Annotated in this window: 15 protein-coding genes, 1 tRNA gene and 3 rRNA genes; 9 read left to right on the forward strand and 10 right to left on the reverse strand. The window is 37.5% G+C overall.

The features are described from left to right. The first annotated feature begins 9 nt into the window (after nt 1–9). From AC6H33_RS03465 to rrf, 6 genes are all read left to right on the forward strand, one after another. Nucleotides 10–789 (forward strand): LOG family protein, encoded by a 780-nt coding sequence (locus AC6H33_RS03465; protein ID WP_497605575.1) that lies wholly within the window; start codon nt 10–12, stop codon nt 787–789. Next, nucleotides 782–1,807: a tRNA 2-thiouridine(34) synthase MnmA gene (gene mnmA / locus AC6H33_RS03470; RefSeq protein WP_497605576.1), complete on the forward strand. Its 1,026-nt coding sequence runs from the start codon at nt 782–784 to the stop codon at nt 1,805–1,807. The genes AC6H33_RS03465 and mnmA overlap by 8 nt, the downstream gene beginning before the upstream one ends. 387 nt (nt 1,808–2,194) lie before the next feature. Continuing rightward, nucleotides 2,195–3,716: ribosomal RNA gene (locus AC6H33_RS03475) — 16S ribosomal RNA — on the forward strand. Nucleotides 3,717–3,837: 121 nt separating this feature from the next. Beyond that, a tRNA-Ile gene (locus tag AC6H33_RS03480) sits at nt 3,838–3,914 on the forward strand. 255 nt (nt 3,915–4,169) lie between these two features. Beyond that, nucleotides 4,170–7,057 (forward strand): 23S ribosomal RNA (locus tag AC6H33_RS03485). Nucleotides 7,058–7,237: 180 nt separating this feature from the next. Continuing rightward, nucleotides 7,238–7,353 (forward strand): 5S ribosomal RNA (rrf, locus tag AC6H33_RS03490). The 16S, 23S and 5S rRNA genes sit together here with 1 tRNA gene alongside, the layout of an rRNA operon. A gap of 267 nt (nt 7,354–7,620) precedes the next feature. Here rrf and AC6H33_RS03495 read toward each other — a convergent pair. The 4 genes from AC6H33_RS03495 to AC6H33_RS03510 are packed head-to-tail and all read right to left on the reverse strand — an operon-like array spanning nt 7,621 to nt 12,982. After that, nucleotides 7,621–8,568 (reverse strand): endonuclease/exonuclease/phosphatase family protein, encoded by a 948-nt coding sequence (locus tag AC6H33_RS03495; RefSeq protein WP_497605577.1) that lies wholly within the window; start codon nt 8,566–8,568, stop codon nt 7,621–7,623. 56 nt (nt 8,569–8,624) lie between these two features. After that, nucleotides 8,625–10,574, reverse strand: a complete 1,950-nt coding sequence (locus AC6H33_RS03500) for a M3 family metallopeptidase (RefSeq protein ID WP_497605578.1) — start codon at nt 10,572–10,574, stop codon at nt 8,625–8,627. Nucleotides 10,575–10,577: 3 nt separating this feature from the next. Further along, complete coding sequence (locus AC6H33_RS03505; protein WP_497605579.1) at nt 10,578–11,666, reverse strand: trypsin-like peptidase domain-containing protein; 1,089 nt, start codon at nt 11,664–11,666, stop codon at nt 10,578–10,580. 2 nt (nt 11,667–11,668) lie between these two features. Next, nucleotides 11,669–12,982: a hypothetical protein gene (locus tag AC6H33_RS03510; RefSeq protein WP_497605580.1), complete on the reverse strand. Its 1,314-nt coding sequence runs from the start codon at nt 12,980–12,982 to the stop codon at nt 11,669–11,671. Nucleotides 12,983–13,161: 179 nt separating this feature from the next. Here AC6H33_RS03510 and AC6H33_RS03515 point away from each other — a divergent pair, with 179 nt between their 5' ends. Next, complete coding sequence (locus AC6H33_RS03515; RefSeq protein WP_497605581.1) at nt 13,162–14,718, forward strand: GGDEF domain-containing protein; 1,557 nt, start codon at nt 13,162–13,164, stop codon at nt 14,716–14,718. 54 nt (nt 14,719–14,772) lie between these two features. Further along, on the forward strand, nt 14,773–15,585 hold the full coding sequence (locus AC6H33_RS03520) for a formate/nitrite transporter family protein (RefSeq protein WP_497605582.1): 813 nt from the start codon (nt 14,773–14,775) through the stop codon (nt 15,583–15,585). An 11-nt stretch (nt 15,586–15,596) separates the two neighbouring features. Here the strand turns inward: AC6H33_RS03520 and AC6H33_RS03525 are convergent, their stop codons facing one another. From AC6H33_RS03525 to AC6H33_RS03550, 6 genes are all read right to left on the reverse strand, one after another. Beyond that, on the reverse strand, nt 15,597–16,190 hold the full coding sequence (locus AC6H33_RS03525) for a hypothetical protein (protein ID WP_497605583.1): 594 nt from the start codon (nt 16,188–16,190) through the stop codon (nt 15,597–15,599). A gap of 10 nt (nt 16,191–16,200) precedes the next feature. Further along, nucleotides 16,201–17,058 carry a cbb3-type cytochrome c oxidase subunit I gene (locus AC6H33_RS03530; RefSeq protein ID WP_497605584.1) on the reverse strand — a complete coding sequence of 286 codons (858 nt, stop codon included), beginning with the start codon at nt 17,056–17,058 and terminating at the stop codon, nt 16,201–16,203. A 71-nt stretch (nt 17,059–17,129) separates the two neighbouring features. Then, on the reverse strand, nt 17,130–17,837 hold the full coding sequence (locus tag AC6H33_RS03535; RefSeq protein ID WP_497605585.1) for a cbb3-type cytochrome c oxidase subunit I: 708 nt from the start codon (nt 17,835–17,837) through the stop codon (nt 17,130–17,132). Next, nucleotides 17,837–18,427, reverse strand: a complete 591-nt coding sequence (locus tag AC6H33_RS03540; RefSeq protein WP_497605586.1) for a cupredoxin domain-containing protein — start codon at nt 18,425–18,427, stop codon at nt 17,837–17,839. The genes AC6H33_RS03535 and AC6H33_RS03540 overlap by 1 nt, the downstream gene beginning before the upstream one ends. A 182-nt stretch (nt 18,428–18,609) precedes the next feature. Beyond that, nucleotides 18,610–20,229 (reverse strand): bifunctional protein-serine/threonine kinase/phosphatase, encoded by a 1,620-nt coding sequence (locus AC6H33_RS03545; RefSeq protein WP_497605587.1) that lies wholly within the window; start codon nt 20,227–20,229, stop codon nt 18,610–18,612. Next, nucleotides 20,229–21,509: an MFS transporter gene (locus AC6H33_RS03550; RefSeq protein WP_497605588.1), complete on the reverse strand. Its 1,281-nt coding sequence runs from the start codon at nt 21,507–21,509 to the stop codon at nt 20,229–20,231. The genes AC6H33_RS03545 and AC6H33_RS03550 overlap by 1 nt, the downstream gene beginning before the upstream one ends. Nucleotides 21,510–21,681: 172 nt before the next feature. Between AC6H33_RS03550 and AC6H33_RS03555 the strand changes: the two genes are divergently transcribed. After that, entirely contained in the window at nt 21,682–23,670 is a 1,989-nt protein-coding gene (locus AC6H33_RS03555) for a molybdopterin oxidoreductase family protein (RefSeq protein WP_497605589.1), read from the forward strand. The last annotated feature ends 41 nt before the right edge of the window (nt 23,671–23,711 follow it).

The raw sequence follows: 23,711 nt of genomic DNA on the forward strand, positions 1-23,711 counted from the left end.
GCTATATTAGTGAAAAAACATAATAATGATTTAGCAAAAAAATATGTCAAAGATATTAAATCAGCAGATGTTTGGAGTGTTTTTAGAATACTTAGCGATTTTGTAAAAGGTTTTGATGGTCTTGGGGATCTTGGACCGACTGTTACAATGTTTGGAAGCGCTAAGGCAAAAAGTAGTAGTAAATATTATAAATCAGCTCAAAAACTATCTTCAATACTTGCCAAAAGAGGATTTAATATAATGACAGGTGGCGGACCTGGCGTGATGGAAGCTGCTAATAGAGGTGCATTTGAACATAAAAATGTAGAATCTATTGGTCTAAATATTGATCTTCCTTTTGAACAAATCCCAAATAGTTACACTACTACAGAACTAAGTTTTGAGTACTTTTTTTCGAGAAAAGTTATGCTTGTAAAATACTCAATAGCCTACGTTATATTTCCAGGAGGATATGGAACGCTAGATGAATTTTTTGAGGCCTTAACGCTTGTACAAACAAAAAAAATAACTGGCGTAAAAATATTTCTTGTTGGAACCTCTTTTTATAAGCCTCTTATGAAGTTTTTAGAAAATAAGTTATATAAAAATGGAATGATAACACTTGAAGATTTGCATATTATAACTTTGAGTGATGATTTAGAGCAAATTGTAATAGATATAGAAAATTCTCTTTTAAATCAAATAGAAATTTTAAATATTTCTGGATTATCAGATACAAAGTATTGTAACTCCCTTGTCGATTTTTTTAAAGACAAAGATGCAACTATAAAAGAGTATACAAATGTCTAAAAAAGTATTAGTTGGAATGAGCGGAGGAATCGATTCTACAGTTTCTGCCATGTTATTAAAAGAGGATGGATATGAAGTAGAAGGTTTATATATGAAACTTCACTCTAGCCCTGGATATCATGAAATACATGAAGCAAGAGCAAGAAAAGCTGCTGATTTTGTAGGGATAAAGTTGTATGTAATAGATTTGCAAGAGATATTTGATGAGAAAGTTTTTAAGCCTTTTATTGATACTTATGCAAAGGGTAAAACGCCAAATCCATGTGCGCTCTGCAATAGAAGCCTGAAATTTGGGGAGATGGTAAAGTTTGCAGATAAGATAGGTGCAGATTTTATAGCAACAGGACACTATATTAAAACTGATGGAAAATATTTTTATGAAGCTGATGATGATACAAAAGATCAGAGTTATTTTTTATTTTATGTAAACAAAGAGATATTACCAAGACTTCTATTTCCTTTAGGCGATAGAAAAAAAAGTGAGATTAAAGAGCTTGCTGGTTCAATTAGTGGATTAGAAACATTTGCATTACAAAAAGAATCAAGTGAGATATGTTTTGTCGAAACTACATATACTGATCTGCTTCAAGATTATGTTGAAGTGGACAAAGTAGGAGAAGTACTTGATCAAAACGGCAAAGTAGTAGGAGAACATAAAGGTTATATGCACTACACGATAGGTAAAAGAAGAGGCTTTAGTGTTAATGGAGCGCATGATCCACATTATGTAGTAAGTATAGATCCAGATAAAAATCAGATAATAGTAGGTAAAAAAGAGGATTTAGCTTGTAATAGTGTTATTTTAAGTAACTTAAATCTCTATACCGACGATAAAAGCTTTAATACAACTGTAAAATTAAGATATAGAACAAAATCAGTACCTTGTCATGTAGATATTGTAGGTGACAAAGCTTATGTAACACTGCAAGAGAGTGTTTTTGGTGTTGCAGCAGGACAAGCTGCTGTTTTTTATGATGGAAATAAGCTTCTCGGTGGTGGCTGGATAGAGGATAATTGAGTATAAATATAAAAAATAATCTATAAAGTAGAAAATATTAAAAATATGACCACTGTTTTAAGCCCCCTCTAAGCAATCCTTACCTATAATTCCCATCCACAAACACAGAGACCTAAACTTTAGGTATCTAGGCTTCAAGTAGAGGCTTATAACGGTAGTTTGAGATCATTGAAAACTAAGCAAGTAAATAGACTTTAATAACTAAAACTAGTTATTATTTAAGTCGAGTAAGTTTACTTATAAAAACTAAATAACAACAACCGTCTATTCTATTTATACCCAACTGGGTATCTATAGTAATAGATACTTTACAAAGTCCACATATATTTATATAAGTGGCAACAAAGCCAATGAATTTTAATTCTTGGGCAAAGATTAAACAAACCAATTATGGAGAGTTTGATCCTGGCTCAGAGTGAACGCTGGCGGCGTGCTTAACACATGCAAGTCGAACGGTAACAGGAACTAGCTTGCTAGTTTGCTGACGAGTGGCGCACGGGTGAGTAATATATAGTTAATGTACCCCAAAGACTGGGATAGCCACTGGAAACGGTGATTAATACTAGATACACCTCTTTAACATAAGTTAGAGAGGGAAATGTCTTTTCGCTTTGGGATCAGACTATATCCTATCAGTTAGTTGGTGAGGTAATGGCTCACCAAGGCAATGACGGGTAGCGGGTTTGAGAGGATGATCCGCCACACTGGTACTGAGACACGGACCAGACTCCTACGGGAGGCAGCAGTGAGGAATATTGCACAATGGAGGAAACTCTGATGCAGCAACGCCGCGTGGAGGATGACGCATTTCGGTGTGTAAACTCCTTTTATATGTCAAGAAAATGACGGTAGCATATGAATAAGCACCGGCTAACTCCGTGCCAGCAGCCGCGGTAATACGGAGGGTGCAAGCGTTACTCGGAATCACTGGGCGTAAAGGACGCGTAGGCGGGTTGTCAAGTCAGGTGTGAAATCCTACAGCTTAACTGTAGAACTGCACTTGAAACTGGCAACCTAGAGTATGGGAGGGGGAGATGGAATTAGTGGTGTAGGGGTAAAATCCGTAGATATCACTAGGAATACCTAAAGCGAAGGCGATCTCCTGGAACATTACTGACGCTAAGGCGTGAAAGCGTGGGGAGCAAACAGGATTAGATACCCTGGTAGTCCACGCCCTAAACGATGAACACTAGTCGTCGCCCTGCTTGTCAGGGCGGTGATGCACTTAACAGATTAAGTGTTCCGCCTGGGGAGTACGGTCGCAAGATTAAAACTCAAAGGAATAGACGGGGACCCGCACAAGTGGTGGAGCATGTGGTTTAATTCGAAGATACGCGAAAAACCTTACCTGGCCTTGACATTGATAGAATCCAGCAGAGATGCAGGAGTGCCCTTCGGGGAGCTTGAAAACAGGTGCTGCACGGCTGTCGTCAGCTCGTGTCGTGAGATGTTGGGTTAAGTCCCGCAACGAGCGCAACCCTCGTCCTTAGTTGCCAGCAGGTTAAGCTGGGCACTCTAGGGAGACTGCCTTCGCAAGAAGGAGGAAGGTGAGGACGACGTCAAGTCATCATGGCCCTTACGGCCAGGGCTACACACGTGCTACAATGGGGCGTACAGAGTGTTGCAATACCGCGAGGTGGAGCCAATCACTTAAAGCGTCTCTCAGTTCGGATTGTTCTCTGCAACTCGAGAGCATGAAGCTGGAATCACTAGTAATCGTAGATCAGCATTGCTACGGTGAATACGTTCCCGGGTCTTGTACTCACCGCCCGTCACACCATGGGAGTTGATTTCACCCGAAATTGGGAAGCTAACCTTCGGGGGGCTACCACTTACGGTGGAATTAGCGACTGGGGTGAAGTCGTAACAAGGTAACCGTAGGAGAACCTGCGGTTGGATCACCTCCTTTCTAGAGTAGAGTCAATCATTCATTTGAATTGACATACAAGAAAATCTCACAAGAGAAACAGTTATTTTAGTCTTTTACTTGCTTAGTTTTCAGTGATCATTGTTCATTTGAAATTGAAAATGGGTCTATAGCTCAGTTGGTTAGAGTGCACCCCTGATAAGGGTGAGGTCAGAGGTTCAAATCCTCTTAGACCCACCATTTTTGAGTTATAAGTGGCACAACTAATCATAAAACTAAATCCAAGTACTCAATAGAGTATTTAGATTTGGTTTTACACCAAAAAGTTCATTAAATTATTATTGTTAAAGTCAACATATAGTTATAAGAAGATAACTAGAGATTAAAAAGAGCAATCTTTACATTTCTGCAATCAATTATAAATATATCAACTAAATAACTACAATTAAACAGGATACTGCCCTACATTAAGTAAGGTAGTGAACGCAAATTAGAAAAAAAGATATTAAGGGCCATAGGTGGATGCCTTGGCTAGTAGAGGCGATGAAAGACGTACTAGGCTGCGATAAGCCTCGGGGAGCTGCCAAGAAGCTTTGATCCGGGGATTTCTGAATGGGGCAACCCAGCATGGTGCGAATCATGTTACCCTACGGGGAGCGAACTCAGGGAAGTGAAACATCTCAGTACCTGAAGGAAAAGAAATCAAACGAGATTCCCATAGTAGCGGCGAGCGAAACGGGATTAGGGCACTTAGTGATAATATATTTGTTAGCCGAACACTTTGGAAAGAGTGAGCATAGAGGGTGATACTCCTGTAGGCGAAAACATTTATATGGTACTAGACTAAGGAACGAGTAGGTCGGGACACGTGTTATCTTGACTGAATATGGGGGGACCACCCTCCAACCCTAAATACTACTACTAGACCGATAGCGAACAAGTACCGTGAGGGAAAGGTGAAAAGAACTGCGGTGAGCAGAGTGAAATAGAACCTGAAACCTATGGCTTACAATCATTCGGAGCACTATTATTTATAAGTGTGACGGACTGCCTTTTGCATAATGAGCCTGCGAGTTGTGGTATCTGGCAAGGTTAAGCGAACGCGAAGCCGTAGCGAAAGCGAGTCTTAATAGGGCGAATTAGTCAGATGCTGCAGACCCGAAACTGAGTGATCTATCCATGAGCAGGTTGAAGCTGGTGTAAGAGCCAGTGGAGGACCGAACCCATTGACGTTGAAAAGTCTCGGGATGACTTGTGGATAGGGGTGAAAGGCCAATCAAACTCAGTGATAGCTGGTTCTCTCCGAAATATATTTAGGTATAGCCTCGAGCAGTAGCATGAAGGGGTAGAGCACTGACAGGGCTAGGGCTGCTTACCGCGGTACCAAACCCTATCAAACTCCGAATACTTCATGTGTAACCTCGGGAGTCAGGCGGTGGGTGATAAAATCCGTCGTCAAGAGGGGAACAACCCAGACTAGCAGCTAAGGTCCCAAAGTCTTGTCTAAGTGGAAAAGGATGTGGAGTTGCTGTGACAACCAGGAGGTTGGCTTAGAAGCAGCCATCTTTTAAAGAAAGCGTAACAGCTCACTGGTCTAGCGATTCTGCGCCGAAAATATAACGGGGCTAAGACAAGCACCGAAGCTCTAGATGTGAATTTATTCACGTGGTAGGAGAGCGTTCCAGTCAGCGTAGAAGCCATACCGGCAAGGAGTGGTGGAGCGGCTGGAAGTGAGCATGCAGGCATGAGTAGCGATAAAAGGGATGAGAATTCCCTTCGCCGTAAACCCAAGGTTTCCTACGCGATGCTCGTCATCGTAGGGTTAGTCGGGACCTAAGTCGAGTCCGAGAGGGGTAGACGATGGCAAATCGGTTAATATTCCGATACCGACTGTTGTTCGCTTGAGTGATGGGGGGACGCATAGAGTTAATTGAGCTCACTGATGGAATAGTGGGTCGAAGGACGTAGGTTGTAAGGTAGGCAAATCCGCCTTACATTAGACCGAGATCTTACAGGCAGAGCAATCTCTTCGGAGAGCGCTTTGAATCAATGATACTGTCGTGCCGAGAAAAGCCTCTAAACGAGAACAACAGTTGCCCGTACCGTAAACCGACACAGGTGGGTGAGATGAGTATTCTAAGGCGCGTGGATGAACCCTGGTTAAGGAACTCTGCAAACTAGCACCGTATCTTCGGTATAAGGTGTGCCCTATTTGTTAATGGACTTGCTCCATAAAGCATTGACGGGTCGCAGCAAAGTGTCCCTCCCGACTGTTTACCAAAAACACAGCACTCTGCTAACTCGTAAGAGGATGTATAGGGTGTGACGCCTGCCCGGTGCTTGAATGTTAAATGGATTTGTTAGCTCTGCGAAGCATTGAAATGAAGCACAAGTAAACGGCGGCCGTAACTATAACGGTCCTAAGGTAGCGAAATTCCTTGTCGGTTAAATACCGACCTGCATGAATGGCGTAACGAGATGGGAGCTGTCTCAACCAGGGATCCAGTGAAATTGTAGTGGAGGTGAAAATTCCTCCTACCCGCGGAAAGACGGAAAGACCCCGTGCACCTTTACTATAGCTTGACATTGCTATTGGGATATTCATGTGCAGGATAGGTGGGAGCCATTGATGATATGACGCTAGTTGTATCGGAGGCATCCTTGAGATACCACCCCTGAATATTCTGATAGCTAACTCCGTACGATTATCTCGTGCGAGGACAATGTCTGGTGGGTAGTTTGACTGGGGCGGTCGCCTCCTAAAAAGTAACGGAGGCTTACAAAGTTCGGCTCAGAGGGGTTGGAAATCCCTCGTAGAGTATAATGGCACAAGCCGGACTGACTGTAAGAGATACAACTCAAACAGAGTCGAAAGACGGTCATAGTGATCCGGTGGTTCTGTGTGGAAGGGCCATCGCTCAAAGGATAAAAGGTACGCCGGGGATAACAGGCTGATCTCCCCCAAGAGCTCACATCGACGGGGAGGTTTGGCACCTCGATGTCGGCTCATCGCATCCTGGGGCTGAAGCAGGTCCCAAGGGTATGGCTGTTCGCCATTTAAAGCGGTACGCGAGCTGGGTTCAGAACGTCGTGAGACAGTTCGGTCCCTATCTTCCGTGGGCGTAGGAACGTTGAGGAGAGCTGACCCTAGTACGAGAGGACCGGGTTGGACATGCCACTGGTGCACCAGTTGTTCTGCCAAGAGCATCGCTGGGTAGCTACGCATGGATGAGATAACCGCTGAAAGCATCTAAGCGGGAAGCCAACTCCAAGATGAACGTTCCCTGAAGTACGCTTGAAGACTACAAGCTTGATAGGCTGGATGTGTACGCAGAGTAATCTGTTTAGCTGACCAGTACTAATAGTACGTTTGTCTTTTTTTAAAGTTCTTTAAATAGAACACAATTCGTTCACTACCTTACTTAGTGTATAGGTACCTGATGTAGTTATTTAGTTGTGTTGACTTTAACAATGATACTTTATGCATTAATTGCATAAAACTCACTCTAACTCAAGAACAATTACTTTTAAGTACACAAAACAGTGTATTTAAATGTGATTGTCTAGGTGGCTATAGAGAGAGGGAAACGCCTGGTCCCATTCCGAACCCAGAAGCTAAGCCTCTCATCGCTGATAATACTGATCCTTGCAGGATTGGAAACGTAGGTCGCTGCCTAGTTGATCATTTCTAACTTCAACTTCTTAATTTCAATCAAATTCACTTTTTAATTCTAGTCTAACTCTTTTATAAACTTTAATCATTTACTGCTTTAATTATTTAATCCATTTCGCTAAATCACTTTGTTAATTCTAACTCTATTAAATTACTTACATGTAGTAATTCCCATTTAAGAGCGATACTGACTCTAATCAACGAAGATGAAAGTGATGTTTAGTATAAATCTACAGAGTTAACGCAGGTAAGCAGCACTTTAGTATATAAATTTTAATCAACTCTAAATTTAGCAACTACAGGCAAATGATCTGAATAGCCTTTTCCTTTATGTTTTTTGACCTTTGCTTTGGAGATTTCCCATCTATATATGCTGTTTTTTTTGAAGAGGTATTCTTTGTTAAAGTTAGTAATGCTATTTTTAACATATGAGACATCTTTAGTATTTAAAAGTGATTGTGATATTAAAATATTATCTAGCACTTCTTTTTTTCCTTTGTAAATATAAGAGTATCTTTTTTCTTCATCTGTATCGTACCAGATGTTATAAAAACTTTCTTTTATATAACTTACATTGGAGGCAGTGTTTCTTTGATTTATAGTGCCTAAAATGTGGTTTATACCTGTTATGCCATCTGTATCGTTATGTTCTCTTTTTCTTTTAAATTTTAGGTACTCTTCATAGTCAGAGTTAAAATCTCCAAGTAAAATTATATTTTTATCAAATCCAATCTCTTTTACTCTCTTCATTAAGCTCTTTGCGCAGAGTACTCTTTTACTCTCTGGACCAGATTTTGATTTCCAATGATTTGTAAAAATGTATAATTCTTTGCCATCAATATTGAATTTTGTCTCTAAAATATTTCTATATTCATACGTTTGAGTAACGCTTATCTCTTTGGAGTATACAAAAGGAATCTTACTAAGCATAGCAACTTTGATTGTTGTGTTTTTCTTATCAGCAATACTATAATAACCATAATATAGGCCGCTTTGTTTTAGCGCAAATCTCAAATCTAAGAGTGCTTGGAGGGATTCTACCTCTTCTAAAGCTATGATATCCGCATCTATATCTTTTATAACTTGAGCGATATTTTTTAGTTTTATCTTATAGTTTTTTTGATTCCACTCTGAGGCAGAGTTTGGTATATACTCACGATATTCATAACCATTTTTTTCTAAATCAAAGAGATTCTCTACATTATATGTTGCTATTTTCAAGATAGTCTCTCCAAAAAGGGATGTGTAAATTAGAAATATTAAAAACAGAATTTTCATCAAATAATGCCATTTAGTCTTAATAGATTATCTGGATTTGCTTCTGCGCCCATAAACTCTTTATATAAAATCTCCATACTCTTAGCGCCTCCACCCTTTAGGACAATATCAAGATATTTTTGAGCACTTAAAGAGTCGAAAATTCCCTCATCAACTACACTGAAAAAAGCGTCTGCACTTAGAACTTCAGCCCATTTATAGCTATAGTATCCAGCTGCATATCCACCAGCAAAAATATGCGAAAATCCATTTTGAAACTTATTGTACGATGGTGGTTTGATAAGTGCAGTCTGCTCTCTTATAGAGTCTAGGAGCTCTTGAATTTCACTCTCTTTATAGAGGTTTGTGTGGAGCTTAAAATCAAAAATTGAGAATTCCAATTGTCTTAACATACCAAGCGCTGATTGGAAGTTTTTACTTTTTACTAACTTCTCTATCATCTCCGCTGGGATAGTCTCTTTGGTTTTATAGTGCATTGCAAAGAGTTTTAATACTTTAGGCTCATAAGCAAAGTTTTCTAAAAATTGTGATGGAAATTCAACGGCATCCCACTCTACGCCATTTACGCCACTTACTCCGCTCTCATTTACTTCACTTAACATGTGATGTAGTGCGTGACCCATCTCATGAAATAGCGTTACTACATCATCATGTCTTAAAAGAGATGGAGTTTTACCTTTTGATGGCGGAAAATTACATACTATAACGGCAGAGGCTAACTGCTCTTTGCCTTTTTCATCTATATGATGTGAGCTAAAATTATTCATCCATGCTCCGCCTTGTTTGCCTTTTCTAGCTTCTAAGTCAAGATATAATCTTGATTTTAAAGTATCATTGACATATAAATCGTAAGAGAGGGCTTTTTTATCCCATAGCTCCTCACTATTTTTTTTAAAACTTATGTTGAAAAGCCTATTTAAAAACTCAAACGTACCCTCTAAAACACTGTTTTGCTCAAAATATGGGCGATACTCCTCTTCGTCTATATCATACTTCTCTTTTTTTAGAAGTTCGCTGTAGTAAGCTGTATCATAGCTTTTAAGAGGTTTTTTTGCCATATTTTCAAGCTCTTTTAGCTCATTTTGGGCTTGAGGCTTGGAGTTTGTAATTAGTTTTTCTAAAAATTCAATTACGCTACTCTCATCCTTTGCCATTTTGCTAGCAAGTGAGTATGAAGCGTAATTTTCAAACCCAAGCAGTCTGCTCATCTCGTTTTTTAGTGATAATAGTTCATCAATAATCAGCGCATTTTGAGGTGCTCTTGTGACGTAAGCGCGATACAACTCCTCTCTTATCTTCTCATTTGTTCCATATGTCATGTAGGCTATATATGAGGGCATTTGAAGGGTAAATTTGTATTTTGTTACGCCATCTTCTTTGAACATTGCATTTGCCAAATCGCTCTGAGGAATTCCCTCTACATCTTTTAGGTCGGTAACAATATATTTGTACTCATTTGTTGCATTTAAGAGGTTTTGAGAGAAATCATTTGATAGGGTGCTCTTTTTGAGATTTATCTCTTGTAGTCTTTTTTTTGTTTTTTCATCGAGATGAGCACCGCTTAACTCAAAGCCCAAAATATTTAGCTCTAAGACTCTCTTTTGTTCTTGATTTAGGCTTTTTTGTTCATTTTTAAAAATCTCTTTGTAGGCGTTGTATAGCTCTATATTTTGAGAAAGTTTTGTTGAGTGCTCTGTGATTATTGGCAGTGATGCAGCGTATATCTTTTGTGTTTTAGCACTGTTTTTTACAGAGTTAAGGTGGGAGAGCTGTGTGAAAAATTCTCCTAAATGTTCATCCATCATCTCAAGAGGTTTTACAAAATTTGCAAAGGTCTTCCCTTTTATCTTTAGGAGCTTTTTTACTCTTTTTTCATCTTTTTCTATTTTTTCATTTAAATCTTTTATGAAACTGCCTAAATCCACTTTTAACTCTAAAAATTTACTCATATATCAATCCTCTTCATCTCTTTTTAATTTTATCGCGCCAAATTTATCAATTAGTATATCATCATACATATCAGAATATTTAAACAGCCTCTCAAATGCTACACGACCCTCTTCTAATGTTAGAGATGAGTCGATTATAAGGTAGGACAAATAGATGATGTTTTGATTTATGCAGAAGTGCAGATATGAAAATTTTTTATTTTCATCAAGTAGATAGTCGTAAATGCGTTCAATATTTTCTTGCGGTATAACGCAAAGTTTTGACTCTCCTATGATGATACCATTTTCATAGTACGTTATCTCTACTCTTGCGGTGCCAAAGTCCACTCGCCATGAAGCTTGTGAGCGTCTAGCTAATGTAACATTTACATCAAGGGAGTTTAAAATCTCTTCTAATAGTTTTGTGCTTCCAGTTGGTTTATACCCTTTTCTTCTAAGTTTTGCGACCTCTAGTTTTATGCCACATCTTGGGCAGTAGTCATCTTTTATCTCTTCTTCGTTTATGAGGTTTTTGCATGAGTGACATTTTAGTATATTTTTTATATTGAAATTTTTGTAGCTCTTTAGCGCTTCATCTACATAAAAATATGGAAGTGCAAAGCCTAAGTTGTTAGAGTCTTGAATGATAAAGGTGTTTACTCCGATGACTTCTCCATCTATATTTATAAGCGGTCCGCCACTGTTTCCTGGGTTTATAGCTGCGTCAATTTGTACGTACTCTAGTTCTCCATAAATTCTTGATGCTTTAGATACTATCCCCTCTGTTGCGCTATAATTAAGCCCATACGGATGTCCTATGGCGATAACACTATCTCCATTTTGAATCTCTTTTGTAGATAAAGTAAGCGGATTTTCTGGTTTATCAAATCCAAAACTAATAAAGGCCAGATCAAAATAAGCATCATCATAAACAACCTCTGCAATAGAGCGTTTAACCTTTTTTGAGCTAATTACAACCTCTTTTAGTCCAGCTACAACATGAGAGTTTGTAACAATCAAATCATCAATAATAAATCCAGTTCCACTTCCATAAGGTGTCATGATTTGTATGATGTTTTCTATATACTGCTCAAGTATTAGTTGTGTGTTCATGGTTATATCTCCTCATAATTGAGATTTTTTAGTTGTAGATAAAAGCTGTTGTTTAGCTCGTTTAGTGATGAGAAGTTCAGCTTGTCTCCAAATGGTTCAAGCATTTTAAAACGGCTTTGATATGGTGCTATAATAGTTTCGATTTTTGAGATGATAGCTCTTTTTGCAAAGAGTTGAGTCTCTTCGTTATATAGAGGTGTGTATCCCAGTGCCTTAAAATAGCTTGGATTTTGAATCTCTACTAAAGTATGAAGAAGATCTTTTGTAACACTTTGCAGACCATAGTTGTAGAGAATATACATCGCTATATATTTGTACATTGTTGGGATGATTTGGTTATATCTGTTGTTTTTATACCATCTTATCTTAGAGAGAGATTCTGTTATAAAGGTTTCAATCTCCTCGTTTGCTGCTTTGTCTGTTGGGTTGAAAGTATATTTAGCCTCATAAAAATTTTCTCTAAACTCATTTAAACTCATCTCTTTTAGCTCACCGATATACTCTCTTAGCTCATCATTTTTTGCTTCAACTGTTAGATTTTCATCACTAAAGTACTCTTGAATTTTTTTAGTAGATTTTTTGAAAATAGTGTACTTTGGAACTAGCATGTAGTCAATTTTAAAAATAAGATACAAAAATATAAATGACTCCATCGCTGCATTGTCATTTGAAGGAAGAGAGAGTATCTTTGTGTTTATCTCATCGATCCACTTATGCATAAACTCATATTTTAAAGAGAGTTCATCCTCATTTATGGGTTTTATATGAGAGATGTCTTCTATGGATATATCTAAAAATTCGCTCTTTATGTGCTCTTTGTCAAAGTCAGCGTTTAGTGCAATTTCTCTCAGTGGAAAAAATACTTTTTGAGGGCTCATTGTGGTATTGTCAAGAGATAGTTTTAGTTTTATATACTCATCATCACTAAAATAATAAACATAGGTAAATTGGTAGTTACGCTCTAAAATAAGGCGTTTTAGAGCTACGTGTGCAGATGATTTTTTACAAAGGATTGCTTCTGCATTAAGGCTCTCTTTTGTAGCTTTGCCTCTTATTACCGCACTTCCTTGGTATATCTCAAAACAAAGAGAGTCATCTTCTTTTTTTATGATTACGTTCTCATTTGAGATGCCATTTGTGTAGTTTATAAGAGAGTTTAAAAAATACTCATAGGCCAAGAGTATCTCTTTTGATTCAAAAGCTTCGTAAGATTTGTTAAACAGTTTCTCTTCATCTTTTGAGACATTTGCGTTTATGCCTCTTCCAAATGTATGTTTTAACTCATCTTTTGTCTCAAAAAAATTTAACCAGCTCATGGACTCTCTTTTTAAAAATTTAGATTTGTATTATAGTAAAAGCTTCTTTACAAATGGTTAGCATGTTTATGCGAAAGAGGGTGATATTTGTGCTTTTAAGATAAAAAAATTGTAATATTATAAAGATGTTCTTTTATATTGTGATAATTTTATCAAATAATTCGAGGAAGTAGTAATATATGCAAAAGTTATATAAAGATAAAAAAGCAAATAGTTTTAATTTTTTCTTGCTTATTACCGCTGTTCCTATCATCGGGATAATAATTATTTTCTCTCTTATTTTCAGAAATATACAAAACGATATAGAGTTTACTATGCATGAACAGTATGGCTTGACAATCATAGAAGAGATACAAAAAAGTGTTTTGAGTATTCAAAAAATTAGAGGTTTAACCTCCATAGAAAACCCAAACAGTGCTTCTTTAAACAGGCTTGAGTTAATGAAAAAAGATATTGTACTCAGTATGGATTCTTTGGAGAAGAAATTATCAAATATAAATAGCAATGCTGTCTTAAAAAAGGAGTTTTTGAGTTTTATAGGATTTGTAAAAGAGACTAAGTTAGAAACGCTTAGTTTTGATGAACTAACACAGATAGTTAAACAATTTATAGCATACTCAAGTCGCATCTCTTATCACTGCAGTCTTATTTTAGAGTCAGATTTGGATATATATGTTTTAATAAATAATGTTATCTTTCTTTTTGTTGAGCTAGTAGAGAACAACTCTCAAATCAGAGGAATAGCTGTAAATACAACTAAAAACAGTTTAACAGATGTTCAAAGAAAGAGAATGGCTGTGCAGTTGGATAGGATAGATAATAGAGTACAAAAGCTAGATTTTAATCTCTTTTTACTTGAAGACCCAGAACATGACAGGGATTTGAAAAAAAGTTATGAAGATATGAAGAGTGCTCAAAAAGTTATAGTAGATTTTGTAAAAGATGAGCTACTAAAAAGAAGTGGGGCAGAAGTCGACCCAAATTGGATTTATAAACGAATAACAGATAATATAGAGTCGATTATATCTTTGTATGATTTGAATCTACACATATTAAGACAAAGGCTTGAAACAAGGCTTGAAAATAGTAGAGAAAATCTAGTATATAGTGTAATTTTTGGTTTTTTATCTGTTATGTTCATCATTGTAATAAACAGAATTTTTTATCTAAAAAATAGAGATTATATCGATAAGATAGAGGAACTAACTATCACTGATGGGATGACATCACTCTATAATCGCAGATATTTTGATGATATGTTTGATAACTATTTAAAAATCAATCAAAGAATGAATCAAGTGCCGATATTTATCATCTTAGATATAGATTACTTTAAAGAGTACAATGATACATACGGGCATCAAGCGGGTGATGTGGCTATAAAAACAGTTGCAAAGATTGTACAAACTTCTTTAAAAAGAGCATCTGATATGGCTTTTAGGCTTGGTGGAGAAGAGTTTGGAATTTTATGTTCGGGAGTAAGCAAGTCAGAAGCACTTCACTTAGCTCAAAGTATAAGAGAAAATATAGAAAATGAGAAAATTGAACACAAAAACAGTAAAACAAATGACTACTTGACAATATCAATGGGAATTATAGTAATAGAACAAGACAAAATAAATAGTACAAGAGAGATATATAGATGCGCAGATAGAGCCCTATATAAGGCAAAGGAAGATGGACGAAATCAAGTAGTTCTATATGATGCAAAGTTATTTTGTGATAAGCAAATCTAAGTTTTTTACGATATAAATCTCTAAAGTAAAATTTTAAATATAACGAGGTTTATCGTGTCTTATCTGGTTCCTACCGAATTTGTTACAAAAATGATTGATGCTGGTGAGTCAAAAGTTTATATGTCCACCAAAGATACGATAATCAGAGCCTTTATGGCAGGAGCTATTTTAGCTCTCTCCGCTGCTTTTGCTATAACAGTAACCATGCAGAGTGGCTCAGCTCTTGTAGGCGCTATGCTATTTCCTGTTGGGTTTATAATGCTCTATCTTATGGGGTTTGACCTCTTAACAGGAGTTTTTGTGCTAGTTCCTCTTGCACTGCTTGATAAGAGAAAAGGTGTGACAATAAAGCAGGTTCTTCGTAACTGGGGATTAGTGTTTTTAGGTAATTTTGCAGGGGCGATTCTAGTAGCTTTTATGATTTCCTTTATCTTAACTTATGGCTATTCGATAGATGCTGGAGTGGTTGGCGAGAAGATAGGAAGCATAGGAGAGTCAAGAACGCTTGGCTATAAAGAGCATGGAATCTCTGGCTGGTTTACGATTTTCATCCGCGGGATGCTTTGTAACTGGATGGTTTCAATGGGAGTTGTTGGCGCTATGATTTCTACAAATGTAAGCGGAAAAGCAATAGCTATGTGGATGCCAATCATGCTCTTTTTCTTTATGGGTTTTGAGCACTCGGTTGTAAATATGTTTTTGTTCCCATTCTCTATGATAATGGGTGGAGATTTCACGGTAGCTGATTATATTATCTGGAATGAGATTCCAACAGTTCTTGGAAATCTCATCGGAGGTTTGGCTTTTACAGGGCTCACGCTATATGCGACTCATATAAAAACTGGCGCAAAAAGAGAGTTGGATTAGTTTAGGAATCCTCACTTGTATATATCATCATATAAAAAGTAGCTCTTTTGTAGAGCATCGTTTATCATCTCTTGAGTTTTTGTGTATGTAGTGGTAAATATCTTATGTTGTCTGTCGTGATTGTTCTTTATCTTGATATACGCAAGATAAGTTATACCAAGCAGAGATGCAAAAAATAGATAGACACCCTTGTCGTGAGTGGTGTATAGTTCGCTAAAAAGAGCTATGATGTTGTGCGCCATAAATATAGTAATAACTCCTACGCTTCCTATCCAAATGGGGTAAGCGCTACCTTTAGAGTCTCTCTCAAAATTTTCAAGATTTTTTAAAGTTTGAACGCTGTTGTTTATCTGCTCTTTTGCTTTGGCTACCTCTGGCATGTCATCTTTTGATATTTGAAGAAATTTTACATGTATGCTTGATTGCTCACTTTGAGCATTTATCTCTTTGTACTCATCTAAGAGCCAAGGAGAGCTCTTTAGCATCTCTTTAACTATCTGTGGAGTTATGTTTTGGTTTGATAACTTCTCTTTGATTTCAAAGAGAAGTGTGTTGTATAGAGCGTCATCTAAAATTTGAAGTGATACTTTTTCTATGTTTACCATAAGGTAGCCTTTACGCTTCGGGTACCAAAGCTTTTGTAGTTAGTTTTGATTTTGTAAATACGCCTATAAGCCCTTTTACGCCAACGCTCATTAGGATGTTTAATAAAAATACAACCCATGCAGACAGAAGCAAAAGCCCACAAATACCTGCTAATATCATATATGTCTGGTATTCGCCATCAAAATAGAGCGTTCTTCTAAGAGCGCCATCCATCGCAGCCATACCCATAAATGCACCCATACCGATTCCGCCTACTAAATGCGCCCAAAAGTGGTAGTTAGCCATTTTTTGACTATAAAGTTTTACGCCGTTTGTAAGGGTTGGCCAGAGTATATAAACAGCACTGTAAAGAGTCATCGTAAGCCCTACGAGAAGGGCTACGTGAAAGTGCGGACCCGCTACCCACTGCGTGTTATGCAGGATTCTGTTTAATCCCATATCTGCTTGAATGATTCCAGCGGGAACAGCTAACATAAAGCCTAAAATCCCGCCCAGTAAAAACTTTAGTTCATTTGTCATCTTAAGTGGTTTAGCACTCCAAAGCGTAACAAGTGTGATAAAGATGGCTATACCTTGAGTTACAAGCTCGAACGCCGTAACCATTTCGCCGCTGATGAGTTTCATCATGTTGTTTTGTCCCTGATCTGCTAAGAGATGGTGAGACCAAACAGCCCAAGAGACAATCAGTTCAAGCAAAAGTGCAGCTCTTGCTATGTTTTGCATAAAGAGTTTTTTGCCTGTGATAAGCATCGCCAAAAGATACCAAGAACCTGCTATATAAATAAGCACCAAACCATCAGCGATGAGGTCAAGTCCCCACCAGAAAAAGTTTTTATAAAGTAGCGCATTTACGGATGTATAATCCATGGTAGCACCCGATAAATCTCCTACGATATATACTAAAATCAGAACTCCACATGTAAGAATCACAAGCGCATCTAAAAAGTGTCTATCGTTCCGCGAAAAATAGCTACAACAGGCAGTGAAACCGCTGGTTCTTTTGAGTATGGCTCACGACCGCTTAGTTTATAGATGATATTTAACATCCCATCAATCCCAAGTCCAGAGATAATAAGCGGTTTCATCGGTCGTTTTTCATGCCCCTCTTCAGTGTAAAAAACAGTTGCAAAGATATTGTAGATAAAACCTAAAGTTCCTATCATAATAAGCGCAATACCAAGTATAAAAACAAGACCGCCAACTGCATTAAACTGAGAAAAATCAACAGGAAGAGGCCAGTAAAGCGTATAAAGCGGAGCGTAGTGAAAGATAAACCCTCCAAGCCAAGACATAAGAACACCAACTGCAATGAGCATCCATGTAGCGTTTGCCAGTTTGATGCTATATAACGGTTTTTTCATCAGATAGGGTACAAGAAACGTAAACGCGCCAAATACGACCAAGTAAGTTGAGCCAAATATCCCAACAATCGGATGAACAGTCATAACAGAGAAGTAGTGAGAATCATCAAGCATAGGCAGAGGGGAGATAGCATGTGCTCTCATCATCATACCCTCAAGCGCAGATAAACCATAGTAGAGAATCCCTACTATTACCGCTCTTAGAGTAACTTTTTGTGTGGGCGTTAAACCATCAGTTTTTAAGCCTCCCTCGTTACCATTTATCAAAGTGTTTAAAAAACTCATTAGTTGCCCCCTTTTTGTGAATGTTTATCATCTTCGTCGCATCCTGAGACTTCAAAAACATCTTTTACGTACATGTGCGCACCTTTTGGACCTGAGTACTCAGTTGATCTTAAATGATAGAGTCCGTTTTTATGAAACTTCCACATTAAGTCGTTTCTGCTACTAGGAAGTACCTGCATCTGAGTAACCATAGAGTTGTTTTGTCTAAAGATTCCAAAACCGTATGTCAAATCTTTTGAGACTACATCAAATAAAATGTACTCGTTACACTGTAGCTCTATTTTAGGGCTTGGCAGAATAAACTCATGTTTTTCTATTGCTATATTTACCACTTGTGCGGGTTGTATTGAATCCCTTTTAAAATCAATCTCAACCCATGGAATTTTGTTAAATGTTACAATGTGAATTGCAACACCGACTGTAATTAGAACACCTACATAAGTGTAAAATGTAGGTGCTTTTACCAATCGCGGTTTCCCTTTTGGATTTGCTACACCAAGAGCAAACCACCCCATAAGCGAGATTACTGCTACTGTGTATAGTGTATATACAAGTTTTAACATCTGCAATACATCAACAGAATCTGTCATCTTTTCTCCTTTTGTTATTAAGTTTTTCTTAATTAAAAAATTAACAGCAAAACTTTAGCAAGAAATATTATTTTTAGCACCAATAATTTGTATAAAATTTAATCATATTATTGAATGTAAAAATTGCAGATAAGAATATTTTTATTTAAAAAATAGATAAATTCTTTTAAAACTGAGTTGTTTTACTTTGAATTTATCCAGATAAGCAGGGCTATATTTATGATTGTCATGGTTATGAAAGCGAGTTTGTAGAAGAAAACTTCATGCTGTTTGATAAGAGAGATATTTTTTGAAAAATATGGTGCTACTTTTTGAGGATTTTTTAACTCATATGCCATCTCAGAGTAGTGCGCGTATCTCTGTTCTTTATCAAGTGCGATGGAGCGTAAGATGATGCTATCAAGCCAGTGCGGTATGTTCTGATTGTAAAAACTTGGTTTTTTCGCCTCTTTAAAAGAGGGCGTTTGAAAGGGCTCTATCTCTCCATAAGGATACTTTTTAGTAAGAGCGTAGTAGAGAGTAACGCCGATAGAGAAAATTTCGCTAGATTCACTTATCGCCTCACTTAAAAATCTCTCAGGAGATAAAAAACTTGGTGTTCCAGCTTTAGAGTTTGTAGAAAAAATCTCAGTTGTCAAACCAAAGTCGATTATCTTAAACTCAACATTTTGCCCATTTGTTAGGAGCATTATGTTGTGAGGTTTTATGTCGCCGTGGACTAGATCGTATTTTAAAAGATAAGCAGACATGTTGAGTAATAAGCCACAAAGTTTTAGCGCATCATCTACTTTGAGAGGTTGTATAAGTAGCATCTCGTGAAGATTTTGCCCCTCGATTTTTTGCATAACATAGTATCTGTGAGTTCTGTTTTTTGGGATAACTGCTTTTGGAAAAAACGGAGCTTTTAATCTCTTTGCATTCCAAGCCTCTTTGATAAAAAGGTCTAGTATCTTCTCGTCTTCGAGTGCAACTTCTGGTGCAAATTTTAGTATATATCTTTTTGTTTTTTTGTAAGCTTCCCAAGTGTTTTCGTTTAGTGAGCGCTCAAGTGTGTATCCGTCTATGATATCTTTAGCTTGAAGATTTTGTGCGATACTCACTTTTTGCATCTTTAGAGTGCTAAATTCACTCTTTTTTACTATCTCTATGACGAGAGCTGTTGTGTCATCTGCTAAGTTGTCACTTGTTAAATAACTCGCCTCTTTTACCAAAGAGTGGGCTCCAAGATGCAAGTTTTTCTGCATGTACTCATACGAGAGAGTATTGTATAGCCCATCACTGCAAAGAAGTATCTTATCATTTTGTTCTAAGATATTTTCAAAGTAAAATGGCTCAACACTATCTTGTGCACCTATGGCTTGAGTTAGAATGTGGCTTTTTTCTTGTTCAATGTGATCGTATGACAACTGCTTTAAAATACCGTCTCTGTGTAGATAGACTCTACTGTCGCCAACATTTGCTCCATATAGTCTATCGCCTTCTATTACAACAAGTCCTAGAGTTGTGAGAAGTTCGCTTCTCTCGTAGTTCTCAAGGCTCTCTTGATATAAAATTACATTTATGGAAGTTATGAAAGTTTGTATGGATTTTTCTATACTCCAAGCTTTTGGGCGTATTTTAAAGTTGTTGGATAAGTAACTCGCTACTCTTTGTGCTGCTCTGCCACCAGCTTCAGCACTCCCAACGCCATCACATATGATGGCGATAGTTGTTTGCGCGTTTGAGTTTATGGCATAAAAATCATCACTCGTTAAATCTCTTCCCTTAGCAAGACCAAATGCAGAGTGTTTAATCTCTTGCATTAGATTCTACCACCTGCATTTACGCCCCATGTTGTTCTCCATCTTGTTTTTACTAAACTGATACCAATAAGTGCTACAAGAACTATAAGTGCAAATATCATGAACCCCTCATTGTAGCCACCAAAGACCTCTTTACTCCATCCAAAAGCATTAATGATAAAAGTTCCTCCAAGTCCACCAGCAGCGCCAACTAGCCCTGTCATGATGCCTATATCTTTACCAAATCTCTGCGGTACAAGCTGAAAAACAGCACCGTTTGCCATTCCAAGACTAGCCATGATAAGAAACAGAACCAAAATCGCAAATCCAAAAGGAAGAACCATAAAAGCGTTTAGAAGTGCAAAAGCAAGAACAGAGCCAAAAAAGAAGTATAGTGATTTTACACCGCCAAATCTATCTGCAATTGCCCCGCCAACTGGGCGTAAAATAGCTCCTGCAAAGATACAAAGAGCCCCAAAATAACCAGCTGTTACTTTAACATTTTGCTCGTTTAAAATATCTAGTCCAAATGCGCTCATATCGGCTTGATAAGTGTTCATCAGATAAACTTTCATATATCCAGCAAAGCCAACAAATCCGCCAAAACTTACCGCATAAAACAGGTTAAACCACCATGTGTCTCTATCTTTTAATAATTTGCCATAGTCACGCAATTTCTTTGGACGCGGTGTATAAACCTCACTCGGAGCATCTTTTGCCATAAAGATATATGTTATAAAGATGATAGTAGACAAAACAGCGCCTACTAAAAACACACTCTCCCAGCCCCAGATTTGAGCAATCTTAGGTGCAAACAGGAAGTCGATTACAACTCCGATATTTCCAGCTCCAGCTATTCCCAAAACAACTCCTTGAAGTTTTGGTGGATACCACTGCCCAGCTTGTGGAAGAGCTACCGCAAAAGATGCTCCAGCAAAACCAAGACCAAGAGCAACAACTAAAAGCTCCTCATAAGTTATGCTGCTACCTTTAAAGTAAGCATAGAACAGAACCAAGATAACCAAAAATTGAGAAGACAGAGCGGTTTTTTTAGCACCAAATTTATCAACTCCAAAACCTAAAACTATACGAAGAATAGCTCCAGCTAGTACTGGGATAGAGAGCAGTGTAGCCTTTTGCGTCTCACTGATTAAAAATCCGCCAACTGCCAAAGATTCTGCTATCTCAGTGGATAATGGCCCAAGCATTGTCCAAACCATAAAACTAAAATCAAAATATAAAAATGCTGCTAAAAGTGTGGGCCAATGCCCTTGTCCTCTTAATGCACTAAACCCTGCCATGATAAACCTCCTATGTTTGATAAGAAAATTATAGTGACAAAATAGAGCCAATGTTTCAAATAGTTGATTAAAAAATAATCATATTTGGTTGCACAAATATTAATCACTAATCCTTATATAATCAAAATGATTTATCCTATAATTTTTTAACGAAAGTGTAAGAGGAGTGATTATGATTAAGTCTGTATGCGGTTATTGCGGTGTAGGTTGCGGTGTTGAGTATGAGAGTGATAAACTTGGCGGAAACTCATCGTATCCGATAAACAAAGGTGCTCTTTGTTTAAAAGGAATCTCGCAACTCCATAGTATGGGGCTTAACTCTAGATTTACATCCCCACTTATTCGCAAAAGTATTGATGATGATTTTAGGGACTCTTCATATGAGGAGTGTATATCTACTATTGCTTCAAAGATTAAAAGTACTCCAAAAGAGAGGGTGGCGTTTTATCTATCTGGGCAGTTGCTAAGTGAGGATTACTATATAGCAAATAAACTCTCCAAGGGGTTTATCGGCACAAACAGCGTAGATACTAACAGCCGTACATGTATGTCTAGTGCTGTTGTTGGTTATAAAAAGAGTATCGGTGCTGATTTTGTTCCACTTAGGATGGATGATATTTTTAGTGCAAATCTGCTTATTTTAGCTGGAGCAAATACCGCTGAGTCTCATGTTATCTTTCATAACAAAATTAAAAAAGCCAAAAAAGATGGGTTGCGTGTTGTGGTTGTTGACCCTAGATTTACAGAGAGTGCAAAGAGTGCGGATATTTATCTGCCCATAAAAGTTGGCGGAGATATAGATTTTTTTAACCTCATATCAAAGAGGCTGATAGAAGAAGAGCTCTATGACAAAGAGTTTGTAAAAAATAAACTTAATGGCTTTGAAGCTCTAAGGGATGGGCTTTTGTCTTTGAAAAGTGAAGATATGCTTAATGGCTGCGGTTTAACAAATGAGCAGTTTGAAGAGTTTTTCTCTCTCTACAAAGAGAGCCAAAACATCATAACAGCATGGACGATGGGGATAAACCAGTCTGCTCAAGGGGTAGATAAAAACCTCTCGCTTATAAACACACACCTTCTTAGCGGTAAGATTTTCAAAGAGGGAAACGGACCTCTTAGCCTTACAGGTCAGCCCAATGCAATGGGCGGAAGAGAAGTCGGAGGACTCTCAACCATGCTTGGAGTTCATCTTGGTTTTGATGATGAGAGTATTAAAAAAGTATCAAAATTTTGGCATACAAAAAAGATACACAACAAAGCAGGAGTCTGCGCAACGCAGATGTTGGAGGGGGATTTTGATGTTCTTATCATCTGCCACACAGACCCAATCTATCATCTCCCAAACAGAAATAAAAATGAGGCTCTTATAAAAAAGATTCCGTTGGTTGTTGAGATAAATGCGTACGATAACTCTCAAACTTCACAGTTTGCGCATATAAGGCTTCCATCAACTCCTTGGGGCGAGAAAGAGGGAACACAGACAAATCTCGATAGAACAATTACAAAACAGCAAAAACTTGGAAAAACTTTTAAAGATATCAGAGCAGATTGGGAGATTTTTATGCTCTTAGCGCAAGAGTTAGGATATAAAAAAGAGTTTGACTATAAAAATCCAAAAGAGATATTTGAAGAGTACCAACAGATGACGAAGTTAAACTCATATATGGATATTAGTGAGGCTTCATACGATGAACTATCAAATAAGCCCTTTATATGGGGAGAGAAGATTAAAGATTTTTTAACACCGTCTAAAAAAGGAAACCTATTTTTTGTTAAAAATCTAAACCTAAGTGAACAGACAAGTGAGGAGTACCCGTTTTTGCTTCTGACTGGAAGAACAAGAGATCAGTGGCATAGTGGTACAAAGTCCGCAAATGTGGCATCTTTAGTGAAATACAAAGCACTTAATTTTTGTGAGATAAACCAACAAGACGCAATGAGATTTGATATAAGAGATGGCGATGAGTTAAGGGTTTCATCTATAAGAGGTACTCTTACAACTAAAGCAGTTGTTACTTCTGACATCAAAGAGGGAGTCGTGTTTATCCCTATAAGCAACAGCGATATTAACTACCTAACAAACGACCTGCTAGACCCTGAATCACTGCAACCAGACTACAACCATAGTGCGGTAAAAATTGAAGTGGTGTATAAAAAATAATCACTTAATTGTATATTAGGCTTTATGGAACTGCTAAAATT

This window comes from Sulfurimonas limnophila, from assembly GCF_059705345.1.